Annotated in this window: 14 protein-coding genes; 5 read left to right on the top strand and 9 right to left on the bottom strand. The window is 35.3% G+C overall.

Annotated elements, in window-relative coordinates; translation table 11 throughout:
• Positions 1-3: 3 nt before the first annotated feature.
• Genes sbnH through sbnA form a run of 8 tightly spaced genes read right to left on the bottom strand, consistent with a single transcriptional unit; the run spans position 4 to position 10453 of the window.
• Positions 4-1206 carry a staphyloferrin B biosynthesis decarboxylase SbnH gene (sbnH, locus tag IDG66_RS02490; protein ID WP_001223697.1) on the bottom strand — a complete coding sequence of 401 codons (1203 nt, stop codon included), beginning with the start codon at positions 1204-1206 and terminating at the stop codon, positions 4-6.
• Positions 1206-1982: a staphyloferrin B biosynthesis citrate synthase SbnG gene (sbnG, locus tag IDG66_RS02485; RefSeq protein ID WP_001186804.1), complete on the bottom strand. Its 777-nt coding sequence runs from the start codon at positions 1980-1982 to the stop codon at positions 1206-1208. Before sbnG ends, sbnH begins: the two co-directional genes overlap by 1 nt.
• Complete coding sequence (gene sbnF / locus IDG66_RS02480) at positions 1957-3807, bottom strand: 3-(L-alanin-3-ylcarbamoyl)-2-[(2-aminoethylcarbamoyl)methyl]-2-hydroxypropanoate synthase SbnF (RefSeq protein WP_078055704.1); 1851 nt, start codon at positions 3805-3807, stop codon at positions 1957-1959. The genes sbnG and sbnF overlap by 26 nt, the downstream gene beginning before the upstream one ends.
• The gene (sbnE, locus tag IDG66_RS02475; protein WP_001179888.1) at positions 3716-5452 is read right to left on the bottom strand and encodes an L-2,3-diaminopropanoate--citrate ligase SbnE; all 1737 of its coding nucleotides are present in this window, start codon (positions 5450-5452) and stop codon (positions 3716-3718) included. Before sbnE ends, sbnF begins: the two co-directional genes overlap by 92 nt.
• Positions 5442-6698, bottom strand: coding sequence for a staphyloferrin B export MFS transporter (sbnD, locus tag IDG66_RS02470; RefSeq protein ID WP_000610051.1), 1257 nt, complete (start codon positions 6696-6698; stop codon positions 5442-5444). The genes sbnE and sbnD overlap by 11 nt, the downstream gene beginning before the upstream one ends.
• Positions 6691-8445 (bottom strand): staphyloferrin B biosynthesis protein SbnC, encoded by a 1755-nt coding sequence (gene sbnC / locus IDG66_RS02465; protein WP_001179388.1) that lies wholly within the window; start codon positions 8443-8445, stop codon positions 6691-6693. Before sbnC ends, sbnD begins: the two co-directional genes overlap by 8 nt.
• 20 nt (positions 8446-8465) lie before the next feature.
• Positions 8466-9476 (bottom strand): N-[(2S)-2-amino-2-carboxyethyl]-L-glutamate dehydrogenase SbnB, encoded by a 1011-nt coding sequence (sbnB, locus tag IDG66_RS02460; RefSeq protein WP_001078456.1) that lies wholly within the window; start codon positions 9474-9476, stop codon positions 8466-8468.
• A complete protein-coding gene (sbnA, locus tag IDG66_RS02455) occupies positions 9473-10453 on the bottom strand; it encodes a 2,3-diaminopropionate biosynthesis protein SbnA (RefSeq protein WP_000570808.1) in 981 nt (326 codons plus the stop codon). Before sbnA ends, sbnB begins: the two co-directional genes overlap by 4 nt.
• Positions 10454-10683: 230 nt before the next feature.
• Between sbnA and sirA the strand changes: the two genes are divergently transcribed.
• The 5 genes from sirA (at position 10684) to spa (ending at position 16495) form a co-directional block, all read left to right on the top strand.
• Positions 10684-11676 (top strand): staphyloferrin B ABC transporter substrate-binding protein SirA, encoded by a 993-nt coding sequence (gene sirA / locus IDG66_RS02450; RefSeq protein ID WP_033104487.1) that lies wholly within the window; start codon positions 10684-10686, stop codon positions 11674-11676.
• Positions 11677-11691: 15 nt separating this feature from the next.
• Positions 11692-12687: a staphyloferrin B ABC transporter permease subunit SirB gene (gene sirB, locus IDG66_RS02445; RefSeq protein WP_000924993.1), complete on the top strand. Its 996-nt coding sequence runs from the start codon at positions 11692-11694 to the stop codon at positions 12685-12687.
• Positions 12684-13682: a staphyloferrin B ABC transporter permease subunit SirC gene (gene sirC / locus IDG66_RS02440; RefSeq protein WP_000136643.1), complete on the top strand. Its 999-nt coding sequence runs from the start codon at positions 12684-12686 to the stop codon at positions 13680-13682. The genes sirB and sirC overlap by 4 nt, the downstream gene beginning before the upstream one ends.
• A gap of 368 nt (positions 13683-14050) precedes the next feature.
• Entirely contained in the window at positions 14051-14803 is a 753-nt protein-coding gene (sarS, locus tag IDG66_RS02435; RefSeq protein ID WP_000876756.1) for an HTH-type transcriptional regulator SarS, read from the top strand.
• Positions 14804-15223: 420 nt separating this feature from the next.
• Positions 15224-16495, top strand: coding sequence for a staphylococcal protein A (gene spa / locus IDG66_RS02430; RefSeq protein WP_183139277.1), 1272 nt, complete (start codon positions 15224-15226; stop codon positions 16493-16495).
• Positions 16496-16823: 328 nt separating this feature from the next.
• Here spa and IDG66_RS02425 read toward each other — a convergent pair whose 3' ends face one another.
• Positions 16824-18416 (bottom strand): L-lactate permease, encoded by a 1593-nt coding sequence (locus IDG66_RS02425; protein WP_000173904.1) that lies wholly within the window; start codon positions 18414-18416, stop codon positions 16824-16826.
• Positions 18417-18593: the final 177 nt, after the last annotated feature.

The following is an 18593-nucleotide window of genomic DNA, read 5'->3' as shown; positions in this document are numbered from 1 at the left end:
TAGTTATTCATCCTCCTTTGTTTGCGTTAAATAAATAAATTCAGGATGTGGATGGCTTAAGAAATCGTGATGTGAAATAGACCATCCGTATGCACCTGCATATTTGAAAACAATAACGTCGCCTGTACTGATTGCGTCTATCTGTACTTCTCTAGCAAAGACATCTTTCGGTGTACATAATTGACCGACTAACGTTGTGTCCTGTCTCGAAATTGAAACTTTTTCAAATGAATATGGATTGTCCTTATAGCGATAAATTTCAAAAGGATGGTTATGCTGCCAAGATACCGGCAGTCTAAATTGTTGCGTACCTCCTCTTAAAATGGCATACCAAGCACCATGCACTTTCTTAATATCTAGCACTTCTGTCACATAGTAACCAATATGTGCCACAATAAAGCGCCCACATTCAAAGTTCAATGTCACATCTTCCATTTCTTGCTCAACGATAAGTGTTTTAAAATTTTCTACAAAATTATCCCACTCAAATTGGCTAGTTAAATCTGCATAGTTAACCCCTATACCACCACCAAGATTGATATGTTTGAGTGGAAATCGATGTTTTTCAGACCATGATTTTGCTTTTTTAAAATAAAGTTTCACTACATCGACGTGTAAATTCGAGTCTAAATTGTTAGAAATAGAATGAAAATGAAAGCCATCTAGATGAATATTTGGCATTGCTAGCGCAGCTTCAATGACATCATCAACTTCGTCTTCAGAAATACCAAATTGTGTTGGGCGTCCTGCCATATGCAACGTTGCATTGGGAAATGGTCCTGCTAAATTAACACGCAATAAAATGTGTTGTGTCTTATCTTCATCTTCTAAGATGGCATTTAGCCGTTGTAATTCATGCATACTTTCAACATGAATACGCTGAACACCTTCACTTACTGCATATCTTAGTTCCTCGTCTGTCTTACCAGGGCCTCCAAAAATAATATGATTTGCTGGTTTAAAAGCAAGACCTTTTGCTATTTCACCTTGAGATGCAACTTCGAATCCTTCAACATACTGACTAATTGTATCTAGGATTGTTCGTTCACTATTTGCTTTCATTGCATAGTACATTTGACAATTACTCGGCAATGACAATGTAATATGTTGCAAATGATGTTCCAGTCCGACTAAATCATAGATATAATGACAAACTGGATGAGATTGTGCTTTTAATTGTTCAATAACAGGTTGAACTATACGCATTAGCCATCATCCCCTTTCTGTTTAGACGTCGCTAGAGATGCACTTAAATGGCGATATATTTTTCCGCGATCATCACCTAAAATAAATGTTTGTACACCTTGTGCCTGCCATTTTGCAATATCTTCATCTTCACGTGGTAATGCACAAAAATGTTTACCATGTGCATTCACAACCTCAAAAATATGTTGAACATGTGATGTTACTTGATCATCACGCGTTTGCCATGGTATGCCAAGTGACTGCGATAAATCTGCGGCACCTTCGACTATCATGTCTAAACCTTCGACTTGTGCTATATCGTCAATGGCCATAACCCCTTCAACATCTTCTATCATGGCAATCACCATAATATGCTCATTAGCCATCTCCATTGCATCAAGTAATGGTGTACGTCCAAATCTTGCCATGCGACCACCATTCAAACTTCTTAATCCTTGCGGGTAATAACGACTTAATTTCACAATATGCTCAACTGTCTCACGATCTTTAACGTGTGGCACAATAATACCTCTCGCACCCATATCTAACACTTTAATGATATCTCTATCTATCACTGCAGTGACACGTACAATTGGTATAATATGCGCTGCTTCAGCTGCACGAATTAAATGCGCTAGTGTCTCATCATTAATCGCCACGTGTTCTGTATCAATCACAACAAAGTCATACCCGCTTGCTGCGATAACCTCGATCATCAATGGGTCCGGTATAGAATTAAAAATGCCATAAACTGAATCACCATTGTTTAATCTATGTTTCAGAGATAGTTGTTGCATCATTGATACCTCCTACACCTAATGGATTTGTAACATGATGAATTCTTAACTCGGAGTCACTTAATAATCGACGTGTCGTTAACTTTTCAACTTGAATCGTAGGTTCAAACAAATCGAAATGTTGATAGTTATTCAACTCTGGAAATGCTTCTTGATACGCCTCGATAATGTCTTTAACCCATTGCCATTGTCGCTGCTCATCGATACCATATTGCTTTTCAATAAATAAGATGATTTCGGCGATATTAATAAAGAAAAATGCATCATGTAAAAAGTCGCGTACTAAACGTTCGTCATCTGTTTCAATAAATGAATTACTATTCACTTTTTTATGTGCTTCTGGCATTGGCTTTAATGTCAGGTGTGAAGCAGCTTCACTTAAATGCTCACGCTTAAAACGAACACCATCATGGAAATCTTTTAAGGCAATACGTGTAGGCCAACCATTTTCATGAATGAGCATCATATTTTGTGCATGCGATTCAAAGGCAATACCGTGATAATAAAGCATATGAATCATTGGACGAATCGCTACAGCTAAAAATTGCTTTGTCCAAGCTTCAGAACCATATTGTTTAATCCAATTTTCAATGAATGGTACACCATCCTTATCACTTGCATAAAGTGCATTAAATGGTATCGCATCCTCTTCATCGATTAACATGTGATATATATTTTCACGCCATATAACACCTAACGCACCATAAACTTGAGTTTGTTTATAAGGCGAAAGTTGTGTATTTAAATAAGACTGTCCTAAGACTTCCCCTAGAAAAGCTGTCTTTAATTCATCTTTTAAATACGTATCTTGTTGCTGTATCTGCTTTAACCAATCCGTAATTTGCGCTGCATTTTCAATTGTATGAGGCGCCAACACTCGTTTCGTTGAAGTGTTCGTTATACTTATTGGTACCTTTAAATAATATTTTGTCGTGTCTATTGGCGACATCGTACGAATCGATTGTTGAGGATGATATAGCTCATCACTTTCCCCTAACCATAGTACTGTGCCATTAAGCCTTTCTTCAGCCAAATCAACTTGGATGACATGTTCAAACTGCCATGGGTGTACAGGTATCATCTCAACATCATTTACATGTTTGCCAGACGCTTCAATTTGCTGTACAAAATGTTCATAAGTCTTATCGCCAACTTGTTGACGTAACATTTCGTTAACTACAACATTTCTTGATACCGTCGTTTCTACTTTATCTTTGTCGATAGCTAACCACTGCAGTTTAACGTTTGGTACAAAATCAGGACCAAATTTCAAATTATCACTCAACGTAAATCCTAAACGTGATTTGTAACTTGGATGATACTGATGCCCTTCCATCGCATAAAATTCATAGTCGTTAAATGTCTCAGGTGTTGCTGGTGGGTTTGATTCTCGATACTGCATACTTTGTGTATCTTTTAATTCTGTCTGTAATAACTCAACAATAAATTGTTCTAGCTTTTCATCATTTTTAGGAAATGTAAATACAACCTCTCTCAATAATTGTGTATAGTCTGTTGTTGTATCTGCCTCATCTCCTACGACACGCTCAATTGGTGATGTGATACGTATACGATCAAAGCTATGTGTCTTTTCAGCAGTAAAACGATACTCTGAATCATGTCCTTCTATTGTAAAATGACCGGCACCGTCTTGATATGACGCTTTATACACAACAATATTCTCATAAATAAGTGATGATACCAGTTGGTGCATCACTCTAGTCTTTACACGATTAAGAATTGTTTGATTCACAATACGATACCTCCTTGTTATGACAAATTGGATTTGGTATATGTGTATAAATAGGGTTTGCACCACAATCATTCAATTTACTCATCAAATTCGCTTTAGCCGCAATGGTCGGCGTTTGATATAAATCTTCTACACAGTCAACAAACACTGCGTTATTCGCGTATTCTTTTTTCCAAGTCATAAGACGATGCGCTACAAGTTGCCATAACACAACTTCATTTCTAGTCGCTTTACCAATAGTTGATACTAAATGTCCTAAGTGATTTACTACAACGTAATATTTAAGACGATGCCATGCTTCATCATGTGCATATACAACAGGGCTTGATGCTGCCACAACATTTGGCACAAGTTGTTTTTCAGTAGCAATCGTTCTAGATAGACAAATGCCTTCAAGATCTCTGACAAAGCATACGTCGGGTATGCCATCTTTTAATTCAATTAATGTATTTTGTACATGTGCTTCTAGACTAATGCCTGTGTTACTAAACAGCTTTAATATCGGCAATAATGTACGATTCAAATAACATTCAAGCCATGCTTCTGGTGCTAAACCACTTTGCTCAATCACTTGTGATAACTTAGACATCGGTGAATCAGGCATCGTTTCAAATAATGACGCCAATACATGAATATCTTTATCAGCATGGTAATTCGGTATCCCTTCACGAACAATCATGGCACTATTTGTTAATAAATCCATTTCAGGTTCAACTGTTTGCCCTAATGGATTCGGTAACAATGCACGATATCCTTCTTCAAACATCAATTTAAAATGGGGTGTTTCAACCTCATCTTTGACTGATGCGATAACTTGCGCGGCATCAATTGTCCGTTCAATCTGTTCAAGGTCATTCGTACGTATAAAATTAGTGATTTTAACGTGTATCGGTAATTTTAAATAAATGTTTAATGCTTTTGAAAATACAGTTCTAACCGAAGACGTCGGGTACACTGAATCACCGGAAACGCCAAGGTCTTTTATTAAACCTTGTTCACTATATTGCATATACTGTGGATGCTGTCGCAACACATTGATTTGATAAGGATGTGTTGGTAATAAAATAAAATCTTTGGGTATCTCTGATATATCTATGTCTGCTAATTGATACAACACTTTCTCAACCTGATCTTCTTTACCTTCTACATAGCGCGTGAGCAGAACATCTTGATGCACAGCTAAATAATGCAATTGGAATGATGTATGACATTCGGGTGCATATTTCTCTAAATCTGCTTCTGAAAACCCACTTGCACTCTTAGGAGTCGGATGAAATGGATGACCTAAGTATAAAGATTGTTCTGAAACGATATAACGATCCTCTACGTAGTCTATTGTGTTACTTTGCAAATAACGCGCCGTGCGATGAATGCTATTATCGATGTCAGACATAATTTGCGCCATATGTTGTTGCACTGCCGTTTGATTATCTGCACTTTGAGCCATATGTTGCAAAATACGCGCAATTGCTTCTTTATAAGTTGTTATTTTTTTACTTTTTCCATCGATAAGCCATACCTCTGGATGATACATATGATGCCCCATCGCAGACCAATAGCGAAATTCACCCGTTAAAGTTTCGAGCTCTGATAATTGTATAGACCATTGATGATTTTGAGGTGGTACTTGATATAAATTTTCTTCTCTAAAATATTCATTTAAAATGCGTTCGATAGCCGCATACGCTGCATGTTGTATTAATTCTTTATTTTGCACTTTTTTGTTTCAACTCCCATAATTTCATTAATGTGTGATCGTTGATTTGATTAGTGATGGTTGAACAAATTAAAAATAAACTACTTACTGCAAATACTACGCCCATAACGATAAACGTAGTAGCTGGTGTAGTATAACTTGTAATGGCAGCGCCACTAAGACTGCCAATAATTTGACCAACAACTAACATACTGTTCGTCGTTCCAACAAATGTGCCTTTAAGTTGTTGATGACACGCATTCACGACAACAAACATGACACTTTGAATCAATGCACTATATGTTAATCCTTGAAGTATTCTTGCAGCCATTAAAAACTCTATATTCGTCGCTAAACCTTGCAGTATCGCACTACAACCACATGCAATCGTGGCAAATATATATACTGATTTAACATATGATTTATCATTAAAGCGTCCCCATAAAGGCGCGCTTAATATCGAAGCCGTCCAAAATGCGGACTGTAAAAATCCAATCACACTACGGTCATCTATCGCTGTATGATTCACTGATGAAGCAAGTGGTGATAATGCAGTTAGCATGCCATACATAGCAAAGTTTGCTAAAACGCCAACGATAATAAATCGACATGTTTGTTGTGTGCATAATAGACATTGAAATGAACGGCGAATACCTTTATTAATATTTGGTGTTTGTGATTTTGGCATATGTGTCGTTTCAATCAATTTTAATGCACCGAAAATACAGACAATAAAAGTAATAACGGCAATACTCATCAGTAACGCACTAAAACCTAATATCGAAGCTGTAACACCGCCAATTAATGGCCCCACAAGAGACCCTGCGCTGACTGAACTTTGCAGTCTTCCTAATACCTTTCCACGATCTTCAGCTGGCGCCTCTGCACTCGCAAACGCACTTGATGCATCAACAACACCACCAAATAGTCCCTGCAATAACCTCACAAGTACAAACTGTAATGGTGTCGTACACAATGCCATTAAAAATAAGCATACCGCCAAACCAAGTAACGCTCTTAACACCATCCATTTCCGGCTAATCTTATCACCTAGCTTCCCCCATATCGGCGAAGCTATCATCGTCGTTACAGCTGGAGCAGCAATCGCTATACCACTCCACAACTGTATTTCTACGACTGATAGATTTTGTAGTGATGCCATATAAATTGGCAATAATGGCACAAGTACTGTCAGTCCAGCAATCGCTATAAACTGACTGAGCCATAAAATGCGAAAGTTACTGCGCCATATAGACTGATTAATCATATGTCACCATTGGATTTGGTACGGTAGTTAAACCTGAAGGCATACTACCTCCACCACTATCACGTTGATATAGCAATGGTAATAAAATTTGTTTGAATGGCCACGTCTGTTTATCAAATAAAATGTGTCTGACAGCTAGCTGATCAGTTGTAACCCAGGAAATAGTTGCCACTTCATTCTTTAAAATTTGTTTTAACAACGACATAAGTTCATGCTCACTTACACCAAATAAATCTTGAATTGCATCAATAATGGCATATAGATTTACCGATACAGCTAATGTTTGAAAATAAGCAAAGAATGTTTCCAAATCTTCATTAATTAGCGTATTAGGTGTATCTTCTCTGACGACATACTTCGGCAATGAAAGCTGATGTGCTGTTAGCCATGGTTTATAAATTCTGACAGTATCATGATCACGTAACACGCATTTTTGTACACGTCCATCTTCAAATGACAACAATATATTTTGACCATGCAACTCTGGTAATGCGCCGTATTGCATAAATGATAGTGTTACCTTTAAAAAGACTTGCGCGATATCTTCAAATAACGTCATGACATCATTTTTAGAAATATTATCTTTTCCACAAATCATTTGATATAAAGTGCGATCATTTGCCGCGAGTGCTGCCATTGACACTAGCTGTTGCGTATCATTTTTGGCTAGCACTTCGGGATATTTTCTTAGCTGAACAGTTAGATGACCTAATTGATCTTTGAAAATATCATTATCTTGACCCATATATGACCACCAAGCTGTTTCATCACAAACCATGACATACTTAGCTAGTGCTTCATCTTTTTCTATAAGCTGACGTAATAATTGTTCTGCTTGTTCTCCGTTTTTCATGTAACGCGTAGGCGTTAGCCTTAATGCCCCTAATGACTGCATTGCAAATGGTACTTTGACATGGTTATACGGTGCGCCAATATCAATTAATGAACGCATACTTGAAGACGACAGATAATCTCCAAATTTTAACGGTAATAGTACAACCAACTTTTCACTAATCTCTTTCGCAAAGACGTTCGGCAAAATATGCTGATATTGCCAAGGATGTACCGGAAATAGTACATAGTCATCTATTGATAACCCTTGATCATTTAACATGTCTGTCGCTTGTTCTTTTATAGGTGCTGTCAAATTTTCTAATTCATCGATATTTGCAGTATCGCCATGAATCATATGTGTCTTTTTAACTGCTGCAACCATTAAAGGAAATGATTGATTTAATTCAGCTTGATACACTTGATAATCCGCTTCTCTTAATCCTCTTTTTTCTTTAGCTAATGGATGAAATGGACGATCTTTTAAACTTGCAAACTGCTCTGACATCACAAAAGGATGTGACGCTAAATCTAATTCTGATAATTGTTTAGCAAGCTGTGTGGCAGCAGTAGTCAGTCCTTCTTCAACTCGAGCCACTTCCCATTCATGACTTAAATCACAATTCATATTAGCAATTGTTTGCCAAAATTCAGCTGCTGTTAAAGGTTGCTTAGACGCCCTTCCCTCTATCGTAATTGGTTGTGAGCTTTCATAACGAAACATATTTAAAGCACTAAAATAAACAGGTATCTTTATTTGTTGTGTTTCACGTTCGTATATCAAAAGCGTTTGTCCATTTTCTTTAGTAATATCACTATTCGATACAATACCGGCTATATCTTCAAATAATAATGCATCAACTAAATCTCTTAATATTATCGTTTGTGCTGTATTGACTGCTGTATGATTCTGCAATGTTCAGACACCTCGCATTCTTAATATAGGTTCAATGTTGTCCCAATATTTTGTTGTTGTGCCTGTTGATAAATAAAGTAAGCACTTGAAATATCTTCGATAGCCATACCCATCGGATTAAGTAATATGATTTCATCATCGTCTTCACGTCCTGGTATGTCACCTGTCACAAGTTGTCCTAGTTCAGCATGAAGTGCTTCTTTGCTGAATTTACCTTCTAACACCAATTGGTTAATAGTTTTCTTTTCTCGATTACATTGTGACCAGTCGTCTACTACGACTTTGTCAGCTTTAATAAAGACTTCTTTATGCACATCCATGATAGAAATGTTGCTAATAAATGCACCCTTTTGTAACCAATCATATTCAATGTATGGTTGATCCGTTACGGTACATGTAATGACTACTTCACCATTTGATACTGCTTCTTTAGCATTTTCTGTCGCAATAAAATTAATTTCCGGACGCTGTTGTTGCCATCTATCAACAAAGCGTGCACATGCTTCAGAGAATTGATCGTAAACAAACACGCGTTCAATATGATCGAATTGCTCTAACATACTTTGTAATTGCTTGTCTCCGATTAGCCCGCATCCAATGATTGTTAAGTCTTTAAATCCTTTTTTAGCCAAATGCTTAGCTGCAATCACTGAAACTGCTGCAGTACGCATACTACTAATTAAACTTGCTTCCATAACTGCAATTGGATAATTCGTTTCTGGATCATTCAAAATAATGACACCACTTGCACGCTCCATATTACGTTTCGATGGATTGTCGTGCTTACTACCTATCCACTTAATACCTGAAATTGCGTGTTCACCACCGATATGACTTGGCATTGCAATTATTCGATCTGCGATGTGTCCATTTTCAGGATCCTGTCTTAAATACGGCTTAAGCGGTTGTACAAAATCATTGTGCGCATGGGCTGTTAATGCTTCTGTTAATGCGTCCACATAAACTTGTGAATGATTACCTCCCGCTTGTTCAATATCTGATCTATTTAAATACAACATCTCTCTATTCATTCTGATTTAACTCCTTGTCTTGATTTCATTTTTTCTAACCATGTATCTGAATAAACTAAATCTAAGTAACGATCGCCTCGATCTGGTAAAATCGTGACAATTGTTGCACCTTCTTCAATTGACGTTATCAACTGCTCAATCGCTGCAATAATCGAACCTGTTGAACCTCCGGCAAATATGCCTTCATAATCAATCAGTTTTCGACAGCCCAAAGCAGATTGATAATCATCTACATGGATCACTTGATTAATTTCTGATCTATTCAATATTTCGGGTACACGACTAGCACCGATACCAGGTAATTCTCTATTAATAGGTTTGTCACCAAAAATGACTGACCCTTTCGCATCAACAGCAACAATTTGTGCGTTTGGATGCACTTCTTTTATTTTTCTACTCATACCCATAATGCTACCTGTCGTGCTGACTGGCGCGACAAAATAATCTATAGGTTGCTTAATTGTTTCAACAATCTCTGTGCCTGCACCATGATAATGGGATTGCCAATTTAACTCATTCGCATATTGATTAATCCAATATGCATCGTCAATAGTGGCTAACAGTTCTTGCACCTTTGCAATACGAGTCATTAAATAACCCCCATGTGCATCAGGTTCTTCAACCATTTCTACATTGGCACCATAACTTTTAATAATTTTCAAATTTGTTGGTGATATTTTAGGATCAACAACACACGTGAGTTTTAATCCCTTGATTTTAGCTATCATTGCCAACGCAATGCCTAAATTACCAGAAGTACTTTCAATTAAATGTGTATTCTCAGTGATTAAACCATGTTTAATACCATGTTCAATGATGTACTTGGCAGGTCGATCTTTCATGCTGCCTCCAGGATTCATATACTCTAACTTTGCAAACACTTCATGTTTCGGAAATAGTTGATGAAGTTGAACCATAGGTGTTTGCCCTACAGAATCTAACAATGAATCGTGACATGCTTGACTTTTTTCAATCAAAAGCGCTTCCTCCTCAAATTTAAAATTCTATAATATTGTGTGTTACCTAATTGATAATGATTCTCACTATCAAGTAATTAGGATTATATTTTTTATGCATTTATATGTCAAATAATTATAAGTTGCATGTAAATCATAAATATTTTATTGACTTAGGAAAAAATTTAATTCATACTAAATCGTGATAATGATTCTCATTGTCATACATCACGAAGGAGGCTAATTAGTCAATGAATAAAGTAATTAAAATGCTTGTTGTTACGCTTGCTTTCCTACTTGTTTTAGCAGGATGTAGTGGGAATTCAAATAAACAATCATCTGATAACAAAGATAAGGAAACAACTTCAATTAAACATGCAATGGGTACAACTGAAATTAAAGGGAAACCAAAGCGTGTTGTTACGCTATATCAAGGTGCCACTGACGTCGCTGTATCTTTAGGTGTTAAACCTGTAGGTGCTGTAGAATCATGGACACAAAAACCGAAATTCGAATACATAAAAAATTATTTAAAAGATACTAAGATTGTAGGTCAAGAACCTGCACCTAACTTAGAGGAAATCTCTAAATTAAAACCGGACTTAATTGTCGCGTCAAAAGTTAGAAATGAAAAAGTTTACGATCAATTATCTAAAATCGCACCAACAGTTTCTACTGATACAGTTTTCAAATTCAAAGATACAACTAAGTTAATGGGGAAAGCTTTAGGGAAAGAAAAAGAAGCTGAAGATTTACTTAAAAAGTACGATGATAAAGTAGCTGCATTCCAAAAAGATGCAAAAGCAAAGTATAAAGATGCATGGCCATTGAAAGCTTCAGTTGTTAACTTCCGTGCTGATCATACAAGAATTTATGCTGGTGGATATGCTGGTGAAATCTTAAATGATTTAGGATTCAAACGTAATAAAGACTTACAAAAACAAGTTGATAATGGTAAAGATATTATCCAACTTACATCCAAAGAAAGCATTCCATTAATGAACGCTGATCATATTTTTGTAGTAAAATCAGATCCAAATGCGAAAGATGCTGCATTAGTTAAAAAGACTGAAAGCGAATGGACTTCAAGTAAAGAATGGAAAAATTTAGACGCAGTTAAAAACAACCAAGTATCTGATGATTTAGATGAAATCACTTGGAACTTAGCTGGCGGATATAAATCATCATTAAAATTGATTGACGATTTATATGAAAAGTTAAATATTGAAAAACAATCAAAATAATTAAGGAGTTTTACGATGCTACTTAAACCAAAATACCAAATCGTTATTGCTGGTTTATGTCTTGCAATAGTAGCTATCTTAAGTTTAATGATTGGAAATACGCTTGTGTCACCAGGTACGGTGATACAGGCGTTATTCAACTTTGATAGTGAAAACGATTTACATGATGTTGTCACTGGTGCACGGGCGTCGAGAACAATCATTGCGTTATTGACTGGTGCTGCCCTTGCTGTCTCAGGTTTGTTGATGCAAGCACTTACACGAAACCCAATAGCATCACCAGGGCTTTTCGGTGTCAATGCAGGCGCAGTATTTTTTGTCATTTTTAGTATTACATTTATCCAAATTCAATCTTTTAAAATGATTGTAGTTATTGCATTTTTAGGTGCCATTGTTGTTACTGTATTAGTTGTTGCGCTAGGTATGTTTAGACAAACACTATTCTCACCTCACCGTGTCATTTTGGCAGGTGCTGCGATTGCGATGCTATTTACAGCCTTTACTCAAGGCATACTTATTATGAACGAAACAGACTTACAAGGCCTATTATTTTGGTTAAGTGGCTCCGTTTCATTACGTAATATTTGGGATATCCCATGGATTATTCCGCTTGTATTGATACTTATTTTAATTGCATTTAGCATGGCTGCACACATCAACATCTTGATGACAAGTGACGACATTGCAATCGGCCTCGGTCAAAACATAAAATTAATCAAATGGATGATTATTATGCTCATCAGTATGTTAGCCGGTATTTCGGTAGCCGTAGCTGGAGCAATCGTCTTTGTGGGTCTTATCGTACCGAATATTAGCAAACGATTATTACCACCAAACTATAAGTATTTAATTCCTTTTACTGCATTAGCTGGAGCAATCCTAATGATCATTTCAGACATTGTTGCTCGTATAATAATTAAGCCACTAGAGTTGCCTATCGGTGTCGTTACCGCTGTCATTGGCGCTATTGTCTTAATCTATATTATGAAGAAAGGACGTCAACGCTTATGACCGAAAAGATTAATAAAAAAGACAATTACCATCTCATCTTCGCGTTAATCTTTTTAGCCATCGTTTCAGTGGTAAGTATGATGAGTGGTTCAAGCTTTATACCATTACAACGCGTACTGATGTACTTTATAAATCCAAATGACAGTATGGATCAATTCACTTTAGAAGTATTACGCTTACCTCGCATTACACTTGCGATTTTAGCAGGTGCCGCACTAGGAATGAGTGGTTTAATGTTGCAAAATGTATTAAAAAATCCAATTGCCTCACCTGATATTATCGGTATCACAGGTGGTGCTAGCTTAAGTGCCGTTGTCTTTATTGCATTTTTCAGCCATTTAACGATACATTTACTTCCACTATTCGCTGTATTAGGTGGCGCAATTGCAATGATGATACTATTAGTGTTTCAAACGAAAGGACAAATACGCCCGACAACACTCATAATCATCGGTATTTCGATGCAAACGTTGTTTATTGCGCTTGTCCAAGGATTACTCATTACAACGAAGCAATTATCTGCTGCCAAAGCTTATACATGGCTAGTCGGAAGTCTTTACGGTGCTACGTTTAAAGATACAATCATCTTGGGTATGGTTATTTTAGCTGTTGTGCCGTTGTTATTTCTTGTTATACCAAAAATGAAAATATCTATACTTGATGACCCTGTAGCGATTGGCTTAGGCTTACATGTACAACGTATGAAACTAATCCAATTAATCACTTCTACTATACTCGTATCTATGGCAATCAGTTTAGTAGGTAACATTGGGTTTGTCGGTTTAATCGCACCACATATCGCGAAAACAATCGTTCGCGGAAGTTATGCTAAAAAGTTACTAATGTCAGCAATGATTGGTGCCATATCAATTGTTATTGCAGACTTAATTGGGCGTACCTTATTCTTGCCTAAAGAAGTGCCAGCAGGTGTATTTATTGCTGCTTTTGGTGCCCCATTCTTCATATACTTATTATTAACCGTGAAAAAGTTATAACGATATTATTAAAACAAAATGACCTCACAACGAAGTTAGCTAAATGATTCAGTTAACTAACAGTTGCGAGGTTTTTTTATACATATAGTTGTTGTTATTGTTAACAAGCGTCGACTTTCTTAATTACATATTAATACTTTATATACAAATAACACCGACTCATATTCTATAATATCAATCAATATTCTTCGATTTTTCAAATATCGATAACTATTTCTTATTTAAATATAGTGTTTGATAATGTCATTTATTCAAAAACACAAATTTTAATAAAAATATCATATTATTTTTAATTGTAAATTATGGATTATTTTTCTTATTATATTGTGTTATATTAAAATAAAGTGCATATACAAGGAGATAAAACAATGAAATATAATAACCATGACAAAATTAGAGATTTTATAATCATTGAAGCATATATGTTTCGTTTTAAGAAAAAAGTCAAGCCTGAAGTCGATATGACTATAAAAGAATTTATATTACTGACTTATTTATTTCATCAGCAAGAAAACACACTTCCATTTAAGAAGATTGTTTCAGATTTATGTTATAAACAATCGGATTTAGTACAGCATATAAAAGTACTTGTGAAACATTCATATATTAGTAAAGTTCGAAGTAAAATTGATGAGCGTAATACTTACATTTCAATATCTGAAGAACAACGAGAGAAAATTGCAGAACGTGTTACATTGTTTGATCAAATCATTAAACAATTTAACCTTGCAGATCAAAGTGAATCACAGATGATACCAAAAGATAGTAAAGAATTTCTAAACTTGATGATGTATACAATGTATTTCAAGAATATTATCAAAAAACATCTAACATTAAGTTTTGTAGAATTCACAATTCTAGCTATTATCACTTCTCAAAATAAAAACATCGTTCTTCTTAAAGATTTAATTGAAACAATCCACCATAAATACCCTCAAACTGTTAGAGCTCTCAATAATTTAAAAAAGCAAGGCTATCTAATAAAAGAACGCTCAACTGAAGATGAAAGAAAAATTTTAATTCATATGGATGACGCGCAGCAAGACCATGCTGAACAATTATTAGCTCAAGTGAATCAATTATTAGCAGATAAAGATCATTTACATCTTGTTTTTGAATAATATCTCTATTACGCAAGTGTGCTGTATTCTAAAGTGCACTTGTGTTTTCTATTTTTTAATAAAACCTCAGCACATAATGAACAACTTTCTATTTTCTATATCACTTAAAACCATTTCCGAAATTAAACCTCAGCACATTCAAAGCCCCACTTTATTCTTAAAAATATTTTTTAACTCATATGTATTAAACCGCTTTCATTATAAAAAATATCTCTATATTTTATCTGTTTTTATTAATCGAAATAGCGTGATTTTGCGGTTTTAAGCCTTTTACTTCCTGAATAAATCTTTCAGCAAAATATTTATTTTATAAGTTGTAAAACTTACATTTAAATTTAATTATAAATATAGATTTTAGTATTGCAATACATAATTCGTTATATTATGATGACTTTACAAATACATACAGGGGGTATTAATTTGAAAAAGAAAAACATTTATTCAATTCGTAAACTAGGTGTAGGTATTGCATCTGTAACTTTAGGTACATTACTTATATCTGGTGGCGTAACACCTGCTGCAAATGCTGCGCAACACGATGAAGCTCAACAAAATGCTTTTTATCAAGTGTTAAATATGCCTAACTTAAACGCTGATCAACGTAATGGTTTTATCCAAAGCCTTAAAGATGATCCAAGCCAAAGTGCTAACGTTTTAGGTGAAGCTAAAAAATTAAACGAATCTCAAGCACCGAAAGCTGACAACAATTTCAACAAAGAACAACAAAATGCTTTCTATGAAATCTTGAACATGCCTAACTTGAACGAAGAACAACGCAATGGTTTCATCCAAAGCTTAAAAGATGACCCAAGTCAAAGTGCTAACCTATTGTCAGAAGCTAAAAAGTTAAATGAATCTCAAGCACCGAAAGCGGATAACAAATTCAACAAAGAACAACAAAATGCTTTCTATGAAATCTTACATTTACCTAACTTAAACGAAGAACAACGCAATGGTTTCATCCAAAGCTTAAAAGATGACCCAAGCCAAAGCGCTAACCTTTTAGCAGAAGCTAAAAAGCTAAATGATGCACAAGCACCAAAAGCTGACAACAAATTCAACAAAGAACAACAAAATGCTTTCTATGAAATTTTACATTTACCTAACTTAACTGAAGAACAACGTAACGGCTTCATCCAAAGCCTTAAAGACGATCCTTCAGTGAGCAAAGAAATTTTAGCAGAAGCTAAAAAGCTAAACGATGCTCAAGCACCAAAAGAGGAAGACAACAACAAACCTGGTAAAGAAGACGGCAACAAACCTGGCAAAGAAGACAACAACAAGCCTGGCAAAGAAGACGGCAACAAACCTGGTAAAGAAGACAACAAAAAACCTGGTAAAGAAGATGGCAACAAGCCTGGCAAAGAAGACAACAACAAACCTGGTAAAGAAGACGGCAACGGAGTACATGTCGTTAAACCTGGTGATACAGTAAATGACATTGCAAAAGCAAACGGCACTACTGCTGACAAAATTGCTGCAGATAACAAATTAGCTGATAAAAACATGATCAAACCTGGTCAAGAACTTGTTGTTGATAAGAAGCAACCAGCAAACCATGCAGATGCTAACAAAGCTCAAGCATTACCAGAAACTGGTGAAGAAAATCCATTCATTGGTACAACTGTATTTGGTGGATTATCATTAGCGTTAGGTGCAGCGTTATTAGCTGGACGTCGTCGCGAACTATAAAAACAAACAATACACAACGATAGATATCATTTTATCCAAACCAATTTTAACTTATATACGTTGATTAACACATTCTTATTTGAAATGATAAGAATCATCTAAATGCACTAGCAACATCTTTTGTTGCTCAGTGCATTTTTTATTTTACTTACTTTTCTAAACAACTTCTGAAACGCCTCAACACTTTCTACTCTAATTACATATACGACATTTTTAGACATTAAAAAATCGAACTAGACAAGATGCTCAATGCATTTCGTACTAGTTCGATTCATGAATAATTAGATTTAAAATGTCATTTGAATCCAAGTGACAACATTATTTATATTTAGAATATTAACGTTAGTATAAACGTCCAAACACAAATAAAAGCAACAAATATAATACTGTATTTTAGCGTCATTTTTAATAATGCAGATTCTTCACCAACTTTTTTAACAGCTGCAGTCGCAATGGCAATTGATTGTGGTGAAATAAGTTTCGCTGCTACACCACCTGCAGTGTTAGCTGCCACAAGTAATGAACCGCTTGTTGAAATTTGTTGTGCTACTGTCGCTTGAATAGGTGCGAATAAAGTATTGTTATTTACAACTGAACCAGTCATAAACACACCAATCCAACCTAATACTGGAGAGAATAATGGGAAAATTGCTCCAGCTTTAGCAATACCTTGTCCAATTGCTACAGTCAAACCACCGTATGTCATAACTTTAGCAATAGCTAGGATAGCTGAAATTGTAAGGATCGGTAACCATAATTCTTTAATTGCTTCGACCAATAAAGCACCTGCACTTTTCCATTTTAGCTTCGTAATTAAAATTGTAATAATTACTGTTAATAAAATCGCTGTCCCAGTTGCACCAATTAAATCGAGACGCAACGCAATTCCTTTAGGCGATAAATCACTCACAGTATTTGGAATTGGCAATTTTATTACTAAACTTTCAAGTGCACCTCCAGGTTGGAATAATTTTTTGAAGAATGGTGCACTCCATACTAAAACAAAGGCAGTTAAAATGACGAACGGACTCCAAGCAAAGACAATTTCTTTAGGCGTTCGTTTTTGAATTTTATGTTCTGATTCTTTCAACCTGAAAATGTTTTTCGGTTTAAATTTACGACAAACAAATGCTAACACCACCATTGTTGCTAGTGATGGGATAATGTCTGCTAGTTCTGGACCATGGAATATTGTTAATAATAATTGTAATCCAGTATATGTACCACTCACTGTTAAAATGACAGGTAAAATTTCTTTAATACCTTTCATGCCATCTATAACGAATACTAAAACAAATGGGATAATAAAGTTTAAAATTGGAAGTGTTAATGCTGAATATCTCGCAACATCTAATGTTGTAACGCCTCCACTTAAGTTAAACGTATCAATAATACTAACTGGTAAACCAATTGCACCAAAGGCACCCGCCGCACCATTAGCAATTAAGCATAACATCGCTGCTTTTAATGGTTCAAATCCAAGTTGAATTAATAATACTGCACAAATCGCAATTGGCACACCAAATCCTGCTGCACCTTCTAAAAATGCGTTGAAACAAAATCCAATTAATAATAGTTGGATTCTTTGGTCCTCTGAAATACTTGCAATACTATCTTGAATAATAGAAAATTGTCCTGTTTTAATAGAAACTTTATATAACCAAACTGCCATTAAAACGATATATCCTATTGGGAAAATACCGGCAACAACGCCTTCTGTAATCGCACCTGCTGATACACGCACTGGTAATTCAAATACAAATAAAGCCACAATCAATGTAACAACCAAAGTTGTCAATGCTGCATAAATGCCTTTCATTTTAAAAACGGTTAAGCATAATAAAAATAAAATAATAGGTACTGCTGCAACTAAGGCTGATAATCCAACATTATCGAATGGATTTACAGTAAGTAGTGTCATAATGACTCCCTCTCTTTATATAAAATATTTATCATCCTGATTAATCTACAACCTATTTCAACTTATATTTTGCGATGATCACATATTTAAAATGTAACACTCCTATATGTGACAGGCAATCGAATTTTTACAAAAAGTTCACAAAATATACACAATATTTAACTATAATAAATAATA

Source organism: Staphylococcus sp. EG-SA-18 (assembly GCF_017151825.1).
GTDB lineage: Bacteria > Bacillota > Bacilli > Staphylococcales > Staphylococcaceae > Staphylococcus > Staphylococcus aureus.
This window is presented reverse-complemented; position numbering and strand designations above follow the sequence as displayed.